This is a genomic window from Micromonospora sp. NBC_01405 (genome assembly GCF_045040155.1).
GTDB lineage: Bacteria > Actinomycetota > Actinomycetes > Mycobacteriales > Micromonosporaceae > Micromonospora.
On the sequence record NZ_CP109532.1, the window covers coordinates 3,603,873 to 3,619,140 of the forward strand.

Consider the following 15,268-nt stretch of genomic DNA (forward strand, 5'->3'; position numbering starts at 1 on the left):
AGACGACGACATAGGGGACATAGTGCTCGACGTCAACTTCTTCGACGAGCTGCGCATCGGTCTCGCCACCGCCGACGACATCCGTCAGTGGTCGCACGGCGAGGTCAAGAAGCCTGAGACGATCAACTACCGCACCCTCAAGCCGGAAAAGGACGGGCTCTTCTGCGAGAAGATCTTCGGCCCTCAGCGGGACTGGGAGTGCTACTGCGGTAAGTACAAGCGGGTCCGGTTCAAGGGCATCATCTGCGAGCGCTGCGGCGTCGAGGTGACCCGCTCCAAGGTCCGCCGGGAGCGGATGGGTCACATCGAGCTGGCCGCTCCGGTGACCCACATCTGGTACTTCAAGGGCGTGCCGAGCCGGCTGGGTTACCTGCTGGACCTCGCCCCGAAGGACCTCGAAAAGATCATCTACTTCGCCTCGTACGTGATCACGAGCGTGGACGCCGAGTCGCGTCACCGCGACCTCTCGACCATCGAGAACGAGATCCTGGCCGAGAAGCGGCAGGCCGAGAACAGCCGTGACTCGGAGATCGAGAAGCGGGCCGCCAAGCTCGAGGCCGACCTGGCCGAGCTGGAGGCCGAGGGCGCGAAGGCGGACGTCCGGCGCAAGGTCAAGGAGGGCGGAGAGCGCGAGATGCGCCAGATCCGCGACCGGGCCCAGCGCGAGATCGACCGCCTGGACGAGGTGCTCGACACCTTCCGCAAGCTGGACTCGAAGCAGCTGGTCACCGACGAGCTGCTCTACCGGGAGCTGCGCGACCGGTTCGGCGAGTACTTCACCGGCGCGATGGGTGCCGAGGCCATCAAGGCGCTGGTCCAGAACATGGACCTCTCCACCGAGGCCGAGAGCCTGCGCGAGACCATCCGCTCCGGCAAGGGTCAGCGGAAGATCCGGGCGCTCAAGCGGCTCAAGGTCGTGGCGGCGTTCCTGAACACCCGCAACTCGCCGCTCGGCATGGTGCTGGACTGCGTCCCGGTCATCCCGCCGGACCTGCGCCCGATGGTGCAGCTCGACGGTGGCCGCTTCGCGACCTCCGACCTGAACGACCTGTACCGCCGCGTGATCAACCGGAACAACCGCCTCAAGCGGCTGATCGACCTCGGCGCGCCCGAGATCATCGTCAACAACGAGAAGCGGATGCTCCAGGAGGCCGTCGACGCGCTGTTCGACAACGGCCGCCGCGGCCGGCCGGTCACCGGCCCGGGCAACCGCCCGCTCAAGTCGCTGTCCGACATGCTCAAGGGCAAGCAGGGCCGGTTCCGGCAGAACCTGCTCGGCAAGCGCGTCGACTACTCCGGCCGTTCGGTCATCGTGGTCGGCCCGAAGCTGAAGCTGCACCAGTGCGGCCTGCCCAAGCAGATGGCGCTGGAGCTGTTCAAGCCGTTCGTGATGAAGCGGCTCGTGGACCTCAACCACGCGCAGAACATCAAGTCCGCCAAGCGGATGGTCGAGCGGCAGCGGCCGGTCGTGTGGGATGTGCTGGAAGAGGTCATCGGCGAGCACCCGGTGCTGCTGAACCGCGCGCCGACCCTGCACCGACTGGGCATCCAGGCCTTCGAGCCGCAGCTCGTCGAGGGCAAGGCGATCCAGATCCACCCGCTGGTCTGCACCGCGTTCAACGCCGACTTCGACGGTGACCAGATGGCGGTGCACGTGCCGCTGTCCGCCGAGGCTCAGGCCGAGGCGCGGATCCTGATGCTGTCGTCGAACAACATCCTCAAGCCGGCCGACGGCAAGCCGGTCACGATGCCCACCCAGGACATGGTCATCGGCCTGTACCACCTCACCCACCTCAGGGCCGGTGAGAAGGGCGAGGGCCGGCCGTTCAGCTCGGACGCCGAGGCCCGGATGGCTTTCGACGCCAGCGAGCTGCACCTGCAGGCGCCGGTGAAGATCCGTCTGCGCGGGCTGGTCGGGGTCGACAACGGCGTCGGCGCCGAGCCGTGGGTCGCGCCGGAGGGCTGGGTCGAGGGTGACCCGCTCACCGTCGAGACCACCCTGGGCCGGGTGCTGTTCAACGAGACGCTGCCGCAGGGCTACCGCTTCGTGAACTACGAGATCCGCAAGGGGCAGCTCTCCGCGATCGTCAACGACCTGGCCGAGCGCTTCCCGAAGGTGGCGCTGGCCGCCACCCTGGACGGCCTCAAGGAGGCCGGTTTCCACTGGGCCACCTGGTCCGGCGTGACGATCGGCATGGAGGACGTCATCGCTCCGCCGCGCAAGCGGGAGATCCTGGAGAAGTACGAGAAGGAAGCCGACCGGATCGACAAGCAGTACCAGCGGGGTCTGATGACCGCCGAGGAGCGTCGCGGCGAGCTCATCGAGATCTGGACCAAGGCGACCAACGAGGTCGCCAAGGAGATGGACACCGCGTTGCCGCAGGAGAACCCCCTGTGGAAGATGATCCACTCGGGCGCCCGCGGTAACCTGCTCCAGCTCCGTCAGATCGCCGCGATCCGTGGTCTGGTGGCCAACCCGAAGGGCGAGATCATCCCCCGGCCGATCAAGGCCAGCTACCGGGAGGGTCTGTCCGTGCTGGAGTACTTCATCTCCACGCACGGTGCCCGCAAGGGTCTCGCCGACACCGCGCTGCGGACCGCCGACTCGGGTTACCTGACCCGTCGTCTGGTGGACGTGTCGCAGGACGTCATCATCCGCGAGGAGGACTGCGGCACCGACCGGGCCATCCCGATGCAGATCGGCGAGCGGCGCGACGGCAAGCTGTACGTCCACGAGCACGCCGAGACCAGCGTGCACGCCCGGACCCTGGCGGACGACATCAAGGGGCCGGACGGCAACGTCGTCGCCGAGCGCGGCCAGGACGTCAACTCCATCGGGGTCGACCGGATCGTCGCTGCCGGGGTGGAGACGGTGCGGGTGCGCAGCGTGCTCACCTGCGAATCGAAGCTGGGCGTCTGCGGTGCGTGCTACGGCCGCTCGCTGCCGACCGGCAAGACCGTGGACGTCGGCGAGGCGGTCGGCATCATCGCCGCCCAGTCGATCGGTGAGCCCGGTACGCAGCTGACGATGCGTACGTTCCACACCGGTGGTGTCGCGGGTGAGGACATCACCCAGGGTCTGCCCCGCGTCCAGGAGATCTTCGAGGCCCGGGTCCCGAAGGGCAAGGCGCCGATCGCCGACACCCCGGGCCGGATCCGGATCGAGGACGGCGAGCGGTCGCGGAAGATCATCGTTGTGCCGGACGACGGCAGCGAGGAGATCGTCTACGACAAGATCTCCAAGCGGGTCCGGCTGCGGGCCCACGACGGCGACCACGTCGAGGTCGGCGAGAAGCTCACCGAGGGCACCATCGACCCGCACGAGCTGCTGCGCATCCTCGGCCCGCGCGCGGTCCAGGTCCACCTGACCCAGGAGGTCCAGCAGGTCTACCGCTCGCAGGGTGTGCTCATCCACGACAAGCACATCGAGATCATCATCCGCCAGATGCTGAAGCGGGTGACGGTCATCGACTCCGGCTCGACCGAGTTCCTGCCGGGCGTGCTGGTCGACCGGGCGCTGTTCGAGTCGGAGAACCGCCGGCTCGTCTCCGAGGGCGGCGAGCCCGCCGCCGGTCGCCCGGTGCTGATGGGTATCACCAAGGCCTCGCTGGCCACGGACTCCTGGCTGTCGGCGGCCTCCTTCCAGGAGACCACCCGGGTGCTGACCGACGCGGCGATCAACTCGCGCAGCGACTCGCTGGTCGGCCTCAAGGAGAACGTGATCATCGGTAAGCTCATCCCGGCCGGTACGGGCATCAGCAAGTACCGCAACGTCCGGGTCGAGCCGACCGAGGAGGCCAAGGCCAAGGTCTACTCGATGACCGGCTACCCGGAGACCGACTACGGCTTCGGGCCGGCCAGCGGGCAGGCCGTGCCGCTGGACGACTTCGACTTCGGGTCGTACCGCTAAGCAGTAGGAACGACGAGGCCCCCGGCAGCCGCCGGGGGCCTCGTCGCATCTCGGTTCGGACAGAACCGATGAAAGAGATCTCCCGGCTGGGTGCCGTGGTTGCTGGACCCCCGTGGGCGGCGGGGTGGCTCCGGCGGGGAAGAGGGCGGCGGGGGCCGGGCCGCCGACCGGGCCGGAGGGGCATGATGGTGGGCATGACGACCGCACCCGGGCAGGTGCCCGTCGCGCAGCCAGGGCCGCGCCATCCGCTCGATCCTGACCCGGTCCGGTCCAGCAAGGCCCGCGCGGTCTTCGCTCTCGGTCTGATGGGCGCGCTCACCGGGCTCTTCGTCGGTGGGGTGGTGCCGGCCACGCTCGCCCTCGTGCTGGCCCGTCAGGCCCGGCGGGAGGCGTACGCCTCGGGGGGTTTCCTCACCGGCGGGGCCTGGCTGCGGCGGGGGGAGCGGCTGGCCTGGGCGGGGTTGGTCCTGGTCGCGACGACCGTCGTGGTGGCGGTGGTGATCGGGCTGGTCCGACTGGCCGGACAGCCGTTCGGGCACGACTACGCGCCGAACGTGGACTGACCGTCCCGGGGGACGCGTCCCCGCCCACCCACGAGGGCTGGGGCGGCGGCGGTAGCCTGACCGGTGTCCGTCGCGCGGCGGTGGACAGCGACCGGCGACTGGAGGCCCTCGTGACGGAACCGGCGCGGCCCTCGGGCGATCCGGCGGAGCGACCCGCCGCGCCCCCGGATCCGGCCGGGCCCCCCGCATCACCGGGGGGGAGCCCATGGGCCAGGCCGGCTGCCGACGCGGACGCCGGGCCCCGCATCACCCCGGAGGTCGCCTCCGTGGAGTACGCGCCGCCGCCGGTCTCCCCACCGCCCCCGCCGGCCGGGAACGCGGAATCTCCTCCGGGTCCGTTCCCGCCGGCCGGTCCCGCGTCGCATCCGGGCACCGCGCCGCAGGTCGGCTGGTCGTCGCCGGCGGGTCCGTCCGGCGGTGAGCGGCCGGCCGGCCCGTATCCGACGCGGGCGCCCTGGTCCGGGCAACCGGCAGGGGCTCACCCCGTAGCGGGACCGGTGGGGTATCCGGGCCAGCACGCGGGCCCCGGCTGGGGCGGGCCGGGCCCCGGCTGGGGGCGGGTGCCCCGGCCACCGCGGGAGGCCCCCCGGCCGCCGAAGCGGGTCGACCCGGTGCCCGGCACCCCGTTCGGTGTGGTGCACCTCGACGTCCCCCCGGTCACCTCCGGGCTCGCGGTCGGCTCGTTGGTGGCCGGGATCGCCTCGGCCCTGGTTTCGCTCCTGGTGATCTGTCTGGGGGCGACCGCGGCCTCACAGGGGGTCTGGGCCGCCGGCGTGTTCGCGTTCCTCGGGGTGCTGGCCGGGGCGGCGGCCGTGGTGGCCGGTCTGCTCAGCACGCGACAGATCCGGCGACCCGCGCCGCCGCCCGCGGTGCGGTTCACCGGCCGGGGCCTGGCCCTGGCCGGGATCAGTTGCGGCGCTTCGGGCCTGGCGCTCAGCCTGCTCGGTCTGGGCCTGGCGCTGCTTTCCGGCCTCGGCTGAGCCGGTGGTCCGCCGGGCCCGGTGATCGACGGCGTCCGGCGGCGGGCCCGAGGTGTTCGGTCCTCCCCGGGCTGTCGAGGTGGCGGGGGCGGACGGCGCGGGCCGGCCGGGGTCCTGTGGGGGCGACCGGGTCGTCTCCGGCGGAAGCCGTTACACTTGTTTCCGTAGGTGCCCATCGCGGATGGGCAGGCACGACGGTTCGGCCCGCAGGGCGGTGACGCTGGTCTCCGGGACCTCTCCGTTTTGACCTGTGCGGCTGTGATAGGTACTCTTTCCCCTTGCGCCCGGGCCTGCCCGGGCGACTCGTGCGTGCGCTGGACCCGGGCGACCTGGTGATCATGCGGCGACACGACATAGCCAAAGACCCGGCGCGGGTGATCGCGGGCCGGTGACAGAAATCCGGTGCGCGCGCGAGCGGCGGCACCGGGACCGTGAGCTGGGCGACACGCCCGACCGCGGGTGCCGGGACCTCCGCAAGGTGGCCCTGGCCGGAATGTAGGAGAGCCTTCCCACCAGGGGCGGTTACGAGTAGACGGCGCGGCCGCCGGATGGCGGCCGAAGGGAGCGGAGAAACCCGGTGCCCACGATTCAGCAGCTGGTCCGAAAGGGCCGCAAGGCCAAGACGACCAAGACCAAGACCCCGGCGCTGAAGGGTTCCCCTCAGCGGCGCGGTGTGTGCACCCGCGTGTACACCACCACCCCCAAGAAGCCGAACTCGGCGCTCCGTAAGGTCGCTCGCGTCAAGCTCAGCAGCCAGATCGAGGTGACCGCCTACATCCCGGGCGTGGGTCACAACCTGCAGGAGCACTCGATCGTGCTCGTTCGCGGCGGCCGGGTGAAGGACCTCCCCGGCGTGCGTTACAAGATCGTTCGCGGTTCGCTGGACACCCAGGGTGTCCGCAACCGCAAGCAGGCGCGCAGCCGTTACGGCGCGAAGAAGGAGAAGAGCTGAGATGCCGCGTAAGGGACCCGCTCCGCGGAAGCCGCTGGTCGCTGACCCGGTGTACAACTCGCCGTTGGTCACCCAGCTGGTGAACAAGATCCTCATGCGCGGTAAGCGTCAGCTCGCCGAGCGTATCGTGTACGCCGCTCTGGAGGGCTGCCGCGAGAAGTCCGGCACTGACCCGGTCGTCACCCTCAAGCGGGCGATGGACAACGTCAAGCCGACCCTCGAGGTGCGTAGCCGTCGCGTCGGTGGCGCCACCTACCAGGTGCCGGTCGAGGTCCGTCCGACCCGCGCGACCACCCTCGGTCTGCGCTGGCTGGTGACGTACTCCAAGGCCCGGCGCGAAAAGACCATGATCGAGCGGCTCATGAACGAGCTGCTCGACGCGAGCAACGGCCTGGGTGCTGCCGTGAAGCGGCGCGAGGACACGCACAAGATGGCCGAGTCGAACAAGGCCTTCGCGCACTACCGCTGGTAACACACTTGGTTCCGGCGCCTCTCGGGGCGCCGGAACCGCCACCAGTTGTGTCGAGACGACGATAAGTAGGGATTGAAGTGGCCGCCGCAGACGCGCTCGCCAACGTACGCAACATCGGCATCATGGCTCACATCGATGCCGGTAAGACCACCACCACCGAGCGGATCCTCTTCTACACCGGTATTACGTACAAGATCGGTGAGGTCCACGATGGCGGTGCCGTCATGGACTGGATGGAGCAGGAGCAGGAGCGTGGTATCACCATCACCTCCGCTGCTACCAAGTGTGAGTGGAAGGGCCACACGATCCAGATCATCGACACGCCCGGCCACGTCGACTTCACGGTCGAGGTCGAGCGGTCGCTGCGGGTGCTGGACGGTGCGGTCGCGGTCTACGACGGTGTGGCCGGCGTGGAGCCGCAGACGGAGAACGTCTGGCGGCAGGCCGACAAGTACGACGTCCCGCGGATGTGCTTCGTCAACAAGCTCGACCGGACCGGCGCGGACTTCTTCCGCTGCGTGCAGATGATGATCGACCGGCTCAACGCCACCCCGCTGGTGCTCCAGATCCCGATCGGGCTCGAGGGCGACCACATCGGCGTCGTCGACCTGATCGGCATGCGCGCCCTCACCTGGCGTGGGGAGACCCAGAAGGGTGACGACTACACGATCGAGGAGATCCCGGCCGGGCTGGCCGACTCCGCGGCCGAGTGGCGCGAGAAGCTGTTGGAGACCCTGGCCGACGTCGACGACTCGGTGATGGAGAAGTACCTGGAGGGCGAGGAGATCTCCGTCGAGGAGATCAAGGCCGCCATCCGGCGCGCCACCATCGCGGGCAAGGCCAACCCGGTGCTCTGCGGCTCGGCGTTCAAGAACAAGGGCGTCCAGCCGATGCTCGACGCCGTGGTCGACTTCCTGCCGTCGCCGCTGGACATCCCGGCGATCGAGGGCACCGCAGCCGACGGCGAGACGCCGCTGCAGCGGAAGCCGTCGAAGTCGGAGCCGTTCGCCGGTCTGGCCTTCAAGATTCAGACCGACAAGCACCTTGGCAAGCTCACCTACGTCCGGGTCTACTCCGGCGTGGTCGAGACCGGCAACCAGGTGGTCAACTCCACCAAGGACCGCAAGGAGCGGATCGGCAAGATCTACCAGATGCACGCCAACAAGCGGGAAGAGCGCGGCTCGGCCCAGGCTGGCGACATCATCGCGGTGCAGGGTCTGAAGCAGACCACCACCGGTGACACGCTGTGCGACCCGGCGAACCAGGTCATCCTGGAGTCGATGACCTTCCCGGAGCCGGTCATCGAGGTCGCCATCGAGCCGAAGACCAAGGCCGACCAGGAGAAGCTCAGCACCGCCATCCAGCGGCTGGCGGAGGAGGACCCGACCTTCCGTGTCAAGCTGGACGAGGAGACCGGTCAGACGGTCATCTCCGGCATGGGCGAGCTGCACCTGGACATCCTGGTCGACCGGATGCGCCGCGAGTTCAACGTCGAGGCGAACATCGGCAAGCCGCAGGTGGCGTACCGTGAGACCATCCGCCGCAAGGTGGACAAGATCGAGTACACCCACAAGAAGCAGACCGGTGGATCCGGGCAGTACGCCCGGGTCATCGTCAGCGTGGAGCCGCTGCCGCTGGGCAACGACTCCCCGACGTACGAGTTCGCCAACGCCGTCACCGGTGGCCGTATCCCCCGGGAGTTCATCCCGTCGGTGGACGCCGGCGCCCAGGACGCGCTGCAGTACGGCATCCTGGCCGGCTTCCCGCTGGTCGGTGTCAAGCTGACGCTGCTGGACGGCCAGTACCACGAGGTCGACTCCTCGGAGATGGCGTTCAAGATCGCCGGCTCGATGGTGATGAAGGAGGCGGCCCGCAAGGCCGACCCCGCACTGCTCGAGCCGATGATGGCCGTTGAGGTCACCACCCCTGATGAGAACATGGGTGACGTCATCGGCGACCTCAACTCCCGCCGCGGCATCATTCAGGCGATGGAGGAGCGCAGCGGCACCCGCATCGTGAAGGCCCTGGTGCCGTTGTCGGAGATGTTCGGCTACGTCGGCGACCTGCGGTCGAAGACCCAGGGCCGGGCCAGCTACAGCATGCAGTTCGACTCCTACGCCGAGATCCCGCAGAGCGTGGCGAAGGAGATCATCGCCAAGGCTACGGGTGAGTGACGCTCACCCGAGCTGATCGGATGAACCGGGGCTGGTCGCGGGAGGGTATCCCCGCCGGCGGCCACCTCGGTCGGGTTGCGTGAGACCGGGCCTGTAGGCTTCATCGCCGCAGAACCCACCAAAAAGCTCTCCGGCCGCGAGGTCGGAAAGGCTGTCGACAGAGTCCTAAGCGCCGACCTGGCGCGCCGGGGCGAACGAACCAAGAAGTCCACAGGAGGACACCAGTGGCGAAGGCGAAGTTCGAGCGGACTAAGCCGCACGTCAACATCGGCACCATTGGTCACATCGACCACGGTAAGACGACGCTGACGGCGGCCATCACCAAGGTCCTGCACGACCAGTACCCCGACCTGAACCCCTACACGCCGTTCGACCAGATCGACAAGGCGCCGGAGGAGAAGGCCCGCGGCATCACGATCTCGATCGCGCACGTCGAGTACCAGACCGAGTCTCGGCACTACGCGCACGTCGACTGCCCCGGGCACGCCGACTACATCAAGAACATGATCACCGGTGCCGCGCAGATGGACGGCGCGATCCTGGTGGTCGCGGCGACCGACGGCCCGATGCCGCAGACCCGCGAGCACGTGCTGCTGGCCCGTCAGGTCGGTGTGCCGTACATCGTCGTGGCGCTCAACAAGAGCGACATGGTCGACGACGAGGAGCTCCTGGAGCTCGTCGAGCTCGAGGTCCGCGAGCTGCTCTCGTCGCAGGAGTACCCGGGTGACGACCTGCCGGTCGTCCAGGTCTCCGCGCTGAAGGCGCTCGAGGGCGACCCGGTCTGGACCGAGAAGCTGCTCGAGCTGATGAACGCGGTCGACACCGCGATCCCGCAGCCTGAGCGCGAGATCGACAAGCCGTTCCTGATGCCGGTCGAGGATGTCTTCACGATCACCGGTCGTGGCACCGTCGTCACCGGTCGCGTGGAGCGCGGCGTTCTCCTGCCGAACGAGGATGTCGAGCTCGTCGGTATCAAGGAGAAGGGCTTCAAGACCAAGGTCACCGCGATCGAGATGTTCCGGAAGACCCTGGACGACGCCCGCGCAGGCGAGAACGTCGGCCTGCTGCTGCGTGGCACCAAGCGCGACGAGGTCGAGCGCGGCATGGTCGTGGTGAAGCCGGGCTCGAACACCCCGCACACGGAGTTCGAGGCGACGGTCTACATCCTCTCCAAGGAGGAGGGCGGCCGGCACACCCCGTTCTTCCAGAACTACCGTCCGCAGTTCTACTTCCGGACCACGGACGTCACCGGCGTCGTCACGCTGCCCGAGGGCACCGAGATGGTCATGCCGGGCGACAACACCACGATGACCGTGAACCTGATCCAGCCCATCGCGATGGAGGACAACCTCAAGTTCGCGATTCGGGAGGGTGGCCGTACGGTCGGCGCGGGTCGCGTCACCAAGATCATCAAGTGACCTGGGTAACCCCGATTAGCGTTGCTGCCGGTAGTGGGGCATACTAGTCAGGTTGCGTAACGACAGTTCGTCGCCCGCGTCCGGCGTCCGCTGGACCTCCGGGTCGTTGAACAGTCGCGCGTAGGGTGGTTGGCCTGTCCCTGGCGGCCAACCACCCTCGCACGGCGTTCAGGTCGCGGTGACGCGATCGGCGCCATGACCCACCGCGCGGTCAGCAGAGCTCCGGAGACTCGGGGCGGAGCCTGGTCCGAGGGCGCGACACGCCCGACCGCGGGGGTCGGCGGAAGTGGGCCTGTGCCAGCCGGTGCAGGTGCCCGCAACACAGCGGCATCGAGAGAAGGAACAGAAGCCACCATGGCGGGACAGAAGATCCGCATCCGGCTCAAGGCCTATGACCACGAGGTCGTCGACTCCTCGGCGCGGAAGATCGTCGAGACGGTGACGCGTACCGGGGCGCAGGTCGCTGGCCCGGTGCCGCTGCCCACGGAGATCAACCGTTTCTGCGTCATCCGCTCGCCGCACAAGTACAAGGACTCGCGCGAGCACTTCGAGATGCGCACTCACAAGCGGCTGATCGACATCATCGACCCGACTCCGAAGACGGTCGACTCGCTCATGCGCCTCGACCTGCCGGCTGGCGTCGACATCGAGATCAAGCTGTAGGGACCGGACAAATGGACAGGCAAGTCAAGGGGATCCTGGGCGCAAAGCTCGGCATGACCCAGGTCTGGGACAACAACCGTGTTGTCCCGGTGACCGTGGTTCAGGCCGGCCCGTGCGTCATCAGTCAGGTTCGTAGCGCCGAGAAGGACGGTTACTCCGCAGTCCAGCTCGCCTACGGCACGATCGACCCGCGCAAGGTGAAGAAGCCGGTCAGCGGGCACTACGCGAAGGCGGACGTGGCGCCGCGCCGACACATCGTCGAGCTGCGCACCGCGAACGCCGCGGACTACTCGCTGGGCCAGGAGGTCACGGTCGAGGAGTTCCCGGTCGGCGTCAGCATCGACGTCACCGGCAGGACCAAGGGCAAGGGCTACGCCGGCCCGATGAAGCGGCACGGCTTCCACGGTCTGCGCGCCAGCCACGGTGTCGAGCGCAAGCACCGCTCACCGGGCTCGATCGGCGCGTGCGCCACCCCGGGTCGCGTCTTCAAGGGCACCCGGATGGCCGGCCGGATGGGTGGCGTGCGCTACACCGTCCAGAACCTGACCGTCCAGGCGGTCGACACCGAGAACAACCTCCTGCTCGTTCGTGGGGCCATTCCCGGTCCCAAGGGCGCGCTGGTCCTGGTCCGCAGCGCGGCCAAGACCAAGGTGAAGAAGGGCGGTGTGGCCAAGTGACCACCGTTGACGTCCTCAACGTCGAAGGCGCCAAGAGCAGCTCCGTCGAGCTGCCCGGCGACATCTTTGACGTCCAGGCCAACCTCGCGCTGATGCACCAGGTCGTGGTGGCCCAGCTCGCGGCAGCCCGCCAGGGCACGCACAAGGCCAAGACCCGCGGCGAGGTCGCCGGCGGCGGCAAGAAGCCGTACAAGCAGAAGGGCACCGGTCGGGCCCGTCAGGGTTCGATCCGCGCGCCGCAGTTCGCCGGCGGTGGCGTGGTTCACGGTCCGGTGCCGCGTGACTACAGCCAGCGGACCCCGAAGAAGATGAAGGCCGCCGCCCTGCGTGGCGCTCTCTCCGACCGGGCCCGCGCTGGCCAGGTGCACGTCGTCGAGGCGTTCGTCTCGGGCGAGAAGCCGTCGACCAAGGCCGCTCTGGCCACGTTGGTCAAGCTGACCGAGGCCACCCGGGTCCTGGTCGTGCTGAGCAGCACCGACGAGCTGAACTGGGTGTCGCTGCGCAATGAGCCGCGGGTGCACCTGATCGAGGCCGGCCAGCTCAACACGTACGACGTGCTGGTGGCCGACGACGTGGTCTTCACCAAGGACGCCCTGGACGAGTTCCTGGGTGTTCCCGCCGAGACCACCGAGGAGGGTGGCAAGTGAGCACGATCGCCGATCCGCGGGACATCATCGTCGCGCCGGTCGTCTCGGAGAAGAGCTACAGCGAGCTGAACCGGAACTGGTACACCTTCCTGGTGCGCCCGGACGCGAACAAGACTGAGATCAAGATCGCTATCCAGCAGATCTTCAACGTCCGCGTCCTGACGGTCAACACGCTCAACCGTGAGGGCAAGCGCAAGCGCACCAAGACCGGTTTCGGTCAGCGCAAGGCCACCAAGCGGGCGATCGTGAAGCTGGCTGACGGTGACCGTATCGAGGCCTTCGGCGGCCCGGTCAGCTGAGGGGTGTAGACAATGGCTATCCGTAAATACAAGCCGACGACGCCGGGCCGGCGTGGCTCGAGCGTCGCCGACTTCGCCGAGATCACCCGGTCGAAGCCCGAGAAGTCGCTGCTGGCGCCGCTGCCGAAGAAGGGTGGGCGTAACGTCCACGGCCGGATCACCACCCGGCACCACGGTGGCGGCCACAAGCGCCAGTACCGTCTGATCGACTTCAAGCGGGTCGACAAGGACGGCATCCCGGCGAAGGTCGCGCACATCGAGTACGACCCGAACCGCACCGCGCGCATCGCGCTGCTGCACTACGCCGACGGCGAGAAGCGCTACATCATCGCGCCGAAGGACCTGAAGCAGGGCGACGCGGTCGAGTCCGGACCGGGCGCCGACATCAAGCCGGGTAACAACCTGCCGCTGCGCAACATCCCGGTCGGTACCACCATCCACAACGTGGAGCTGCGTCCGGGCGGCGGCGCCAAGCTGGCCCGCTCGGCCGGCGTCGGCGTCCAGCTGCTCGGCCGGGAGGGCGTGTACGCCACCCTGCGTCTGCCGTCCGGTGAGATCCGGCGGGTCGACGTGCGGTGCCGCGCCAGCGTCGGCGAGATCGGCAACGCCGACCAGTCGAACATCAACTGGGGCAAGGCCGGCCGCATGCGGTGGAAGGGCAGGCGCCCGACCGTCCGAGGCGTCGCCATGAACCCGGTCGACCACCCGCACGGTGGTGGTGAGGGTAAGACCTCAGGTGGCCGTCACCCGGTCAACCCGCAGGGTAAGCCCGAGGGCCGCACCCGTCGCAAGGGCCAGCCGAGTGACCGGCTGATCGTTCGCCGCCGCTACGCCACGCGTAAGCGCGGCTGAGGGAGATAAGACATGCCTCGCAGCCTGAAGAAGGGCCCGTTCGTCGACGACCACCTGCTCAAGAAGGTGGAGACGCAGAACGACAAGGGCTCGAAGAACGTCATCAAGACCTGGTCGCGGCGCTCGACGATCATCCCCGAGATGCTCGGCCACACGATCGCCGTGCATGACGGACGCAAGCACGTCCCGGTGTTCGTTACCGAGGCGATGGTCGGGCACAAGCTCGGCGAGTTCGCGCTGACCCGCACGTTCAAGGGTCACGAGAAGGACGACCGGAAGAGCCGCCGGCGCTGACGCCGCGGGCATACGGATAGAGGAACAAGGGGTTACAGCGATGCCAGGAAAGGGCGACGCTCCGGTGCTTCCGGGCGCGCGGGCGATTGCGCGGCACGTGCGCATCTCGCCGATGAAGGCGCGCCGGGTGGTCAACCTCGTCCGCGGCCTGCCCGCGAAGGAGGCGCTTACGGTGCTGCAGTTCGCGCCGCAGGCTGCGAGCGAGCAGGTGTACAAGGTGCTCGCGAGCGCGATCGCGAACGCGGAGAACAACGAGCGGCTGGACCCCGATGCGCTGCTCGTCAGCGAGGCGTTCGTCGACGAGGGCCCGACGATGAAGCGGTTCCGGCCGCGCGCGCAGGGCCGGGCGTACCGGATCCGCAAGCGGACCTGCCACATCACTGTGGCGGTCGAGGCGGTCGCGCCGGCTGCGCCGAAGAAGTCCGCGGCGAAGAAGGTCGCCCCGGCGAAGCAGGCCGAGGCCGCTGAGACGGAGAGCAAGACGGAGGGCGCCGAGTAATGGGTCAGAAGGTTCACCCCACTGGGTTCCGGCTCGGCATCTCGACCGACTGGAAGTCCCGCTGGTTCGCGGACAAGCTCTACAAGGACTACATCGGCGAAGATGTCAAGATTCGCCGGATGATGTCCAAGGGCCTCGAGCGCGCCGGCATTTCCAAGGTCGACATCGAGCGCACCCGGGACCGGGTCCGCGTCGACATCCACACCGCCCGGCCGGGCATCGTCATCGGCCGGAAGGGTGCGGAGGCCGACCGGATCCGCGGCGAGCTGGAGAAGCTCACCGGCAAGCAGGTACAGCTGAACATCATCGAGGTGAAGAACCCCGAGTCGGACGCGCAGCTGGTCGCCCAGGGCGTCGCCGAGCAGCTCTCCAGCCGGGTCAGCTTCCGTCGGGCGATGCGCAAGGCGATGCAGTCGGCGATGAAGAACCCGGTATGCAAGGGCATCCGGGTCCAGGTCTCGGGTCGCCTCGGCGGCGCCGAGATGAGCCGGACCGAGTTCTACCGCGAGGGTCGCGTCCCGCTGCACACGCTGCGGGCCAACATCGAGTACGGCTTCTTCGAGGCCCGTACCACCTTCGGCCGCATCGGCGTGAAGGTCTGGATCTACAAGGGTGACGCGGTGCCGGGTCGGGAGACCCCGGCCGAGGCGCCGTCGCGCCCGCGTCGTGAGCGTGCCGACCGCCCCGAGCGTCCGCGCCGTGGTCGGTCCGGTTCGTCCGGCACGACCGCCGGTGGCACCGAGGCCGGCCGGGCTGCTGCGACCACCATCGCGCAGCAGGCTGAGACGCCGAGCGGCGAGCCGATCGACAGCGCTGCTGTCGCCTCGGTCGCTTCGACTCCGGCAGAAACGCAGCAGGAGGGCTGACA

General features: G+C 68.6%; 15 protein-coding genes. All 15 read left to right on the top strand.

All coding sequences use genetic code 11. The annotated features are described in order from the left end of the window. Positions 1-22: 22 nt before the first annotated feature. The 15 genes from OG559_RS15480 to rpsC all read left to right on the top strand — a co-directional run bounded on the left by OG559_RS15480 (position 23) and on the right by rpsC (position 15,266). Positions 23-3,910 (top strand): DNA-directed RNA polymerase subunit beta', encoded by a 3,888-nt coding sequence (locus tag OG559_RS15480; RefSeq protein ID WP_405116261.1) that lies wholly within the window; start codon positions 23-25, stop codon positions 3,908-3,910. A 194-nt stretch (positions 3,911-4,104) separates the two neighbouring features. Further along, on the top strand, positions 4,105-4,473 hold the full coding sequence (locus OG559_RS15485; RefSeq protein ID WP_350881983.1) for a hypothetical protein: 369 nt from the start codon (positions 4,105-4,107) through the stop codon (positions 4,471-4,473). A gap of 611 nt (positions 4,474-5,084) precedes the next feature. Further along, positions 5,085-5,453, top strand: a complete 369-nt coding sequence (locus tag OG559_RS15490) for a hypothetical protein (RefSeq protein ID WP_405116684.1) — start codon at positions 5,085-5,087, stop codon at positions 5,451-5,453. Positions 5,454-6,030: 577 nt separating this feature from the next. Continuing rightward, positions 6,031-6,405, top strand: coding sequence for a 30S ribosomal protein S12 (rpsL, locus tag OG559_RS15495; RefSeq protein ID WP_320066535.1), 375 nt, complete (start codon positions 6,031-6,033; stop codon positions 6,403-6,405). 1 nt (position 6,406) lies between these two features. Continuing rightward, entirely contained in the window at positions 6,407-6,877 is a 471-nt protein-coding gene (gene rpsG / locus OG559_RS15500) for a 30S ribosomal protein S7 (protein WP_320066534.1), read from the top strand. Positions 6,878-6,954: 77 nt separating this feature from the next. Further along, positions 6,955-9,051 (top strand): elongation factor G, encoded by a 2,097-nt coding sequence (gene fusA, locus OG559_RS15505; RefSeq protein WP_405116265.1) that lies wholly within the window; start codon positions 6,955-6,957, stop codon positions 9,049-9,051. A gap of 224 nt (positions 9,052-9,275) precedes the next feature. Then, positions 9,276-10,469, top strand: coding sequence for an elongation factor Tu (gene tuf, locus OG559_RS15510; RefSeq protein ID WP_387015001.1), 1,194 nt, complete (start codon positions 9,276-9,278; stop codon positions 10,467-10,469). Positions 10,470-10,823: 354 nt separating this feature from the next. Further along, on the top strand, positions 10,824-11,132 hold the full coding sequence (gene rpsJ, locus OG559_RS15515) for a 30S ribosomal protein S10 (protein WP_007073037.1): 309 nt from the start codon (positions 10,824-10,826) through the stop codon (positions 11,130-11,132). A gap of 11 nt (positions 11,133-11,143) precedes the next feature. After that, entirely contained in the window at positions 11,144-11,809 is a 666-nt protein-coding gene (gene rplC / locus OG559_RS15520) for a 50S ribosomal protein L3 (RefSeq protein WP_396670339.1), read from the top strand. Further along, entirely contained in the window at positions 11,806-12,456 is a 651-nt protein-coding gene (rplD, locus tag OG559_RS15525) for a 50S ribosomal protein L4 (RefSeq protein ID WP_387015007.1), read from the top strand. Before rplC ends, rplD begins: the two co-directional genes overlap by 4 nt. Then, positions 12,453-12,755, top strand: a complete 303-nt coding sequence (rplW, locus tag OG559_RS15530) for a 50S ribosomal protein L23 (protein ID WP_161685913.1) — start codon at positions 12,453-12,455, stop codon at positions 12,753-12,755. Before rplD ends, rplW begins: the two co-directional genes overlap by 4 nt. A 12-nt stretch (positions 12,756-12,767) precedes the next feature. Beyond that, on the top strand, positions 12,768-13,607 hold the full coding sequence (gene rplB, locus OG559_RS15535) for a 50S ribosomal protein L2 (RefSeq protein ID WP_396670338.1): 840 nt from the start codon (positions 12,768-12,770) through the stop codon (positions 13,605-13,607). A 12-nt stretch (positions 13,608-13,619) separates the two neighbouring features. After that, on the top strand, positions 13,620-13,901 hold the full coding sequence (gene rpsS / locus OG559_RS15540; protein ID WP_007073032.1) for a 30S ribosomal protein S19: 282 nt from the start codon (positions 13,620-13,622) through the stop codon (positions 13,899-13,901). A gap of 40 nt (positions 13,902-13,941) precedes the next feature. Next, positions 13,942-14,400: a 50S ribosomal protein L22 gene (gene rplV / locus OG559_RS15545; protein WP_161685907.1), complete on the top strand. Its 459-nt coding sequence runs from the start codon at positions 13,942-13,944 to the stop codon at positions 14,398-14,400. Next, positions 14,400-15,266, top strand: coding sequence for a 30S ribosomal protein S3 (gene rpsC, locus OG559_RS15550; RefSeq protein WP_161685905.1), 867 nt, complete (start codon positions 14,400-14,402; stop codon positions 15,264-15,266). The genes rplV and rpsC overlap by 1 nt, the downstream gene beginning before the upstream one ends. Positions 15,267-15,268: the final 2 nt, after the last annotated feature.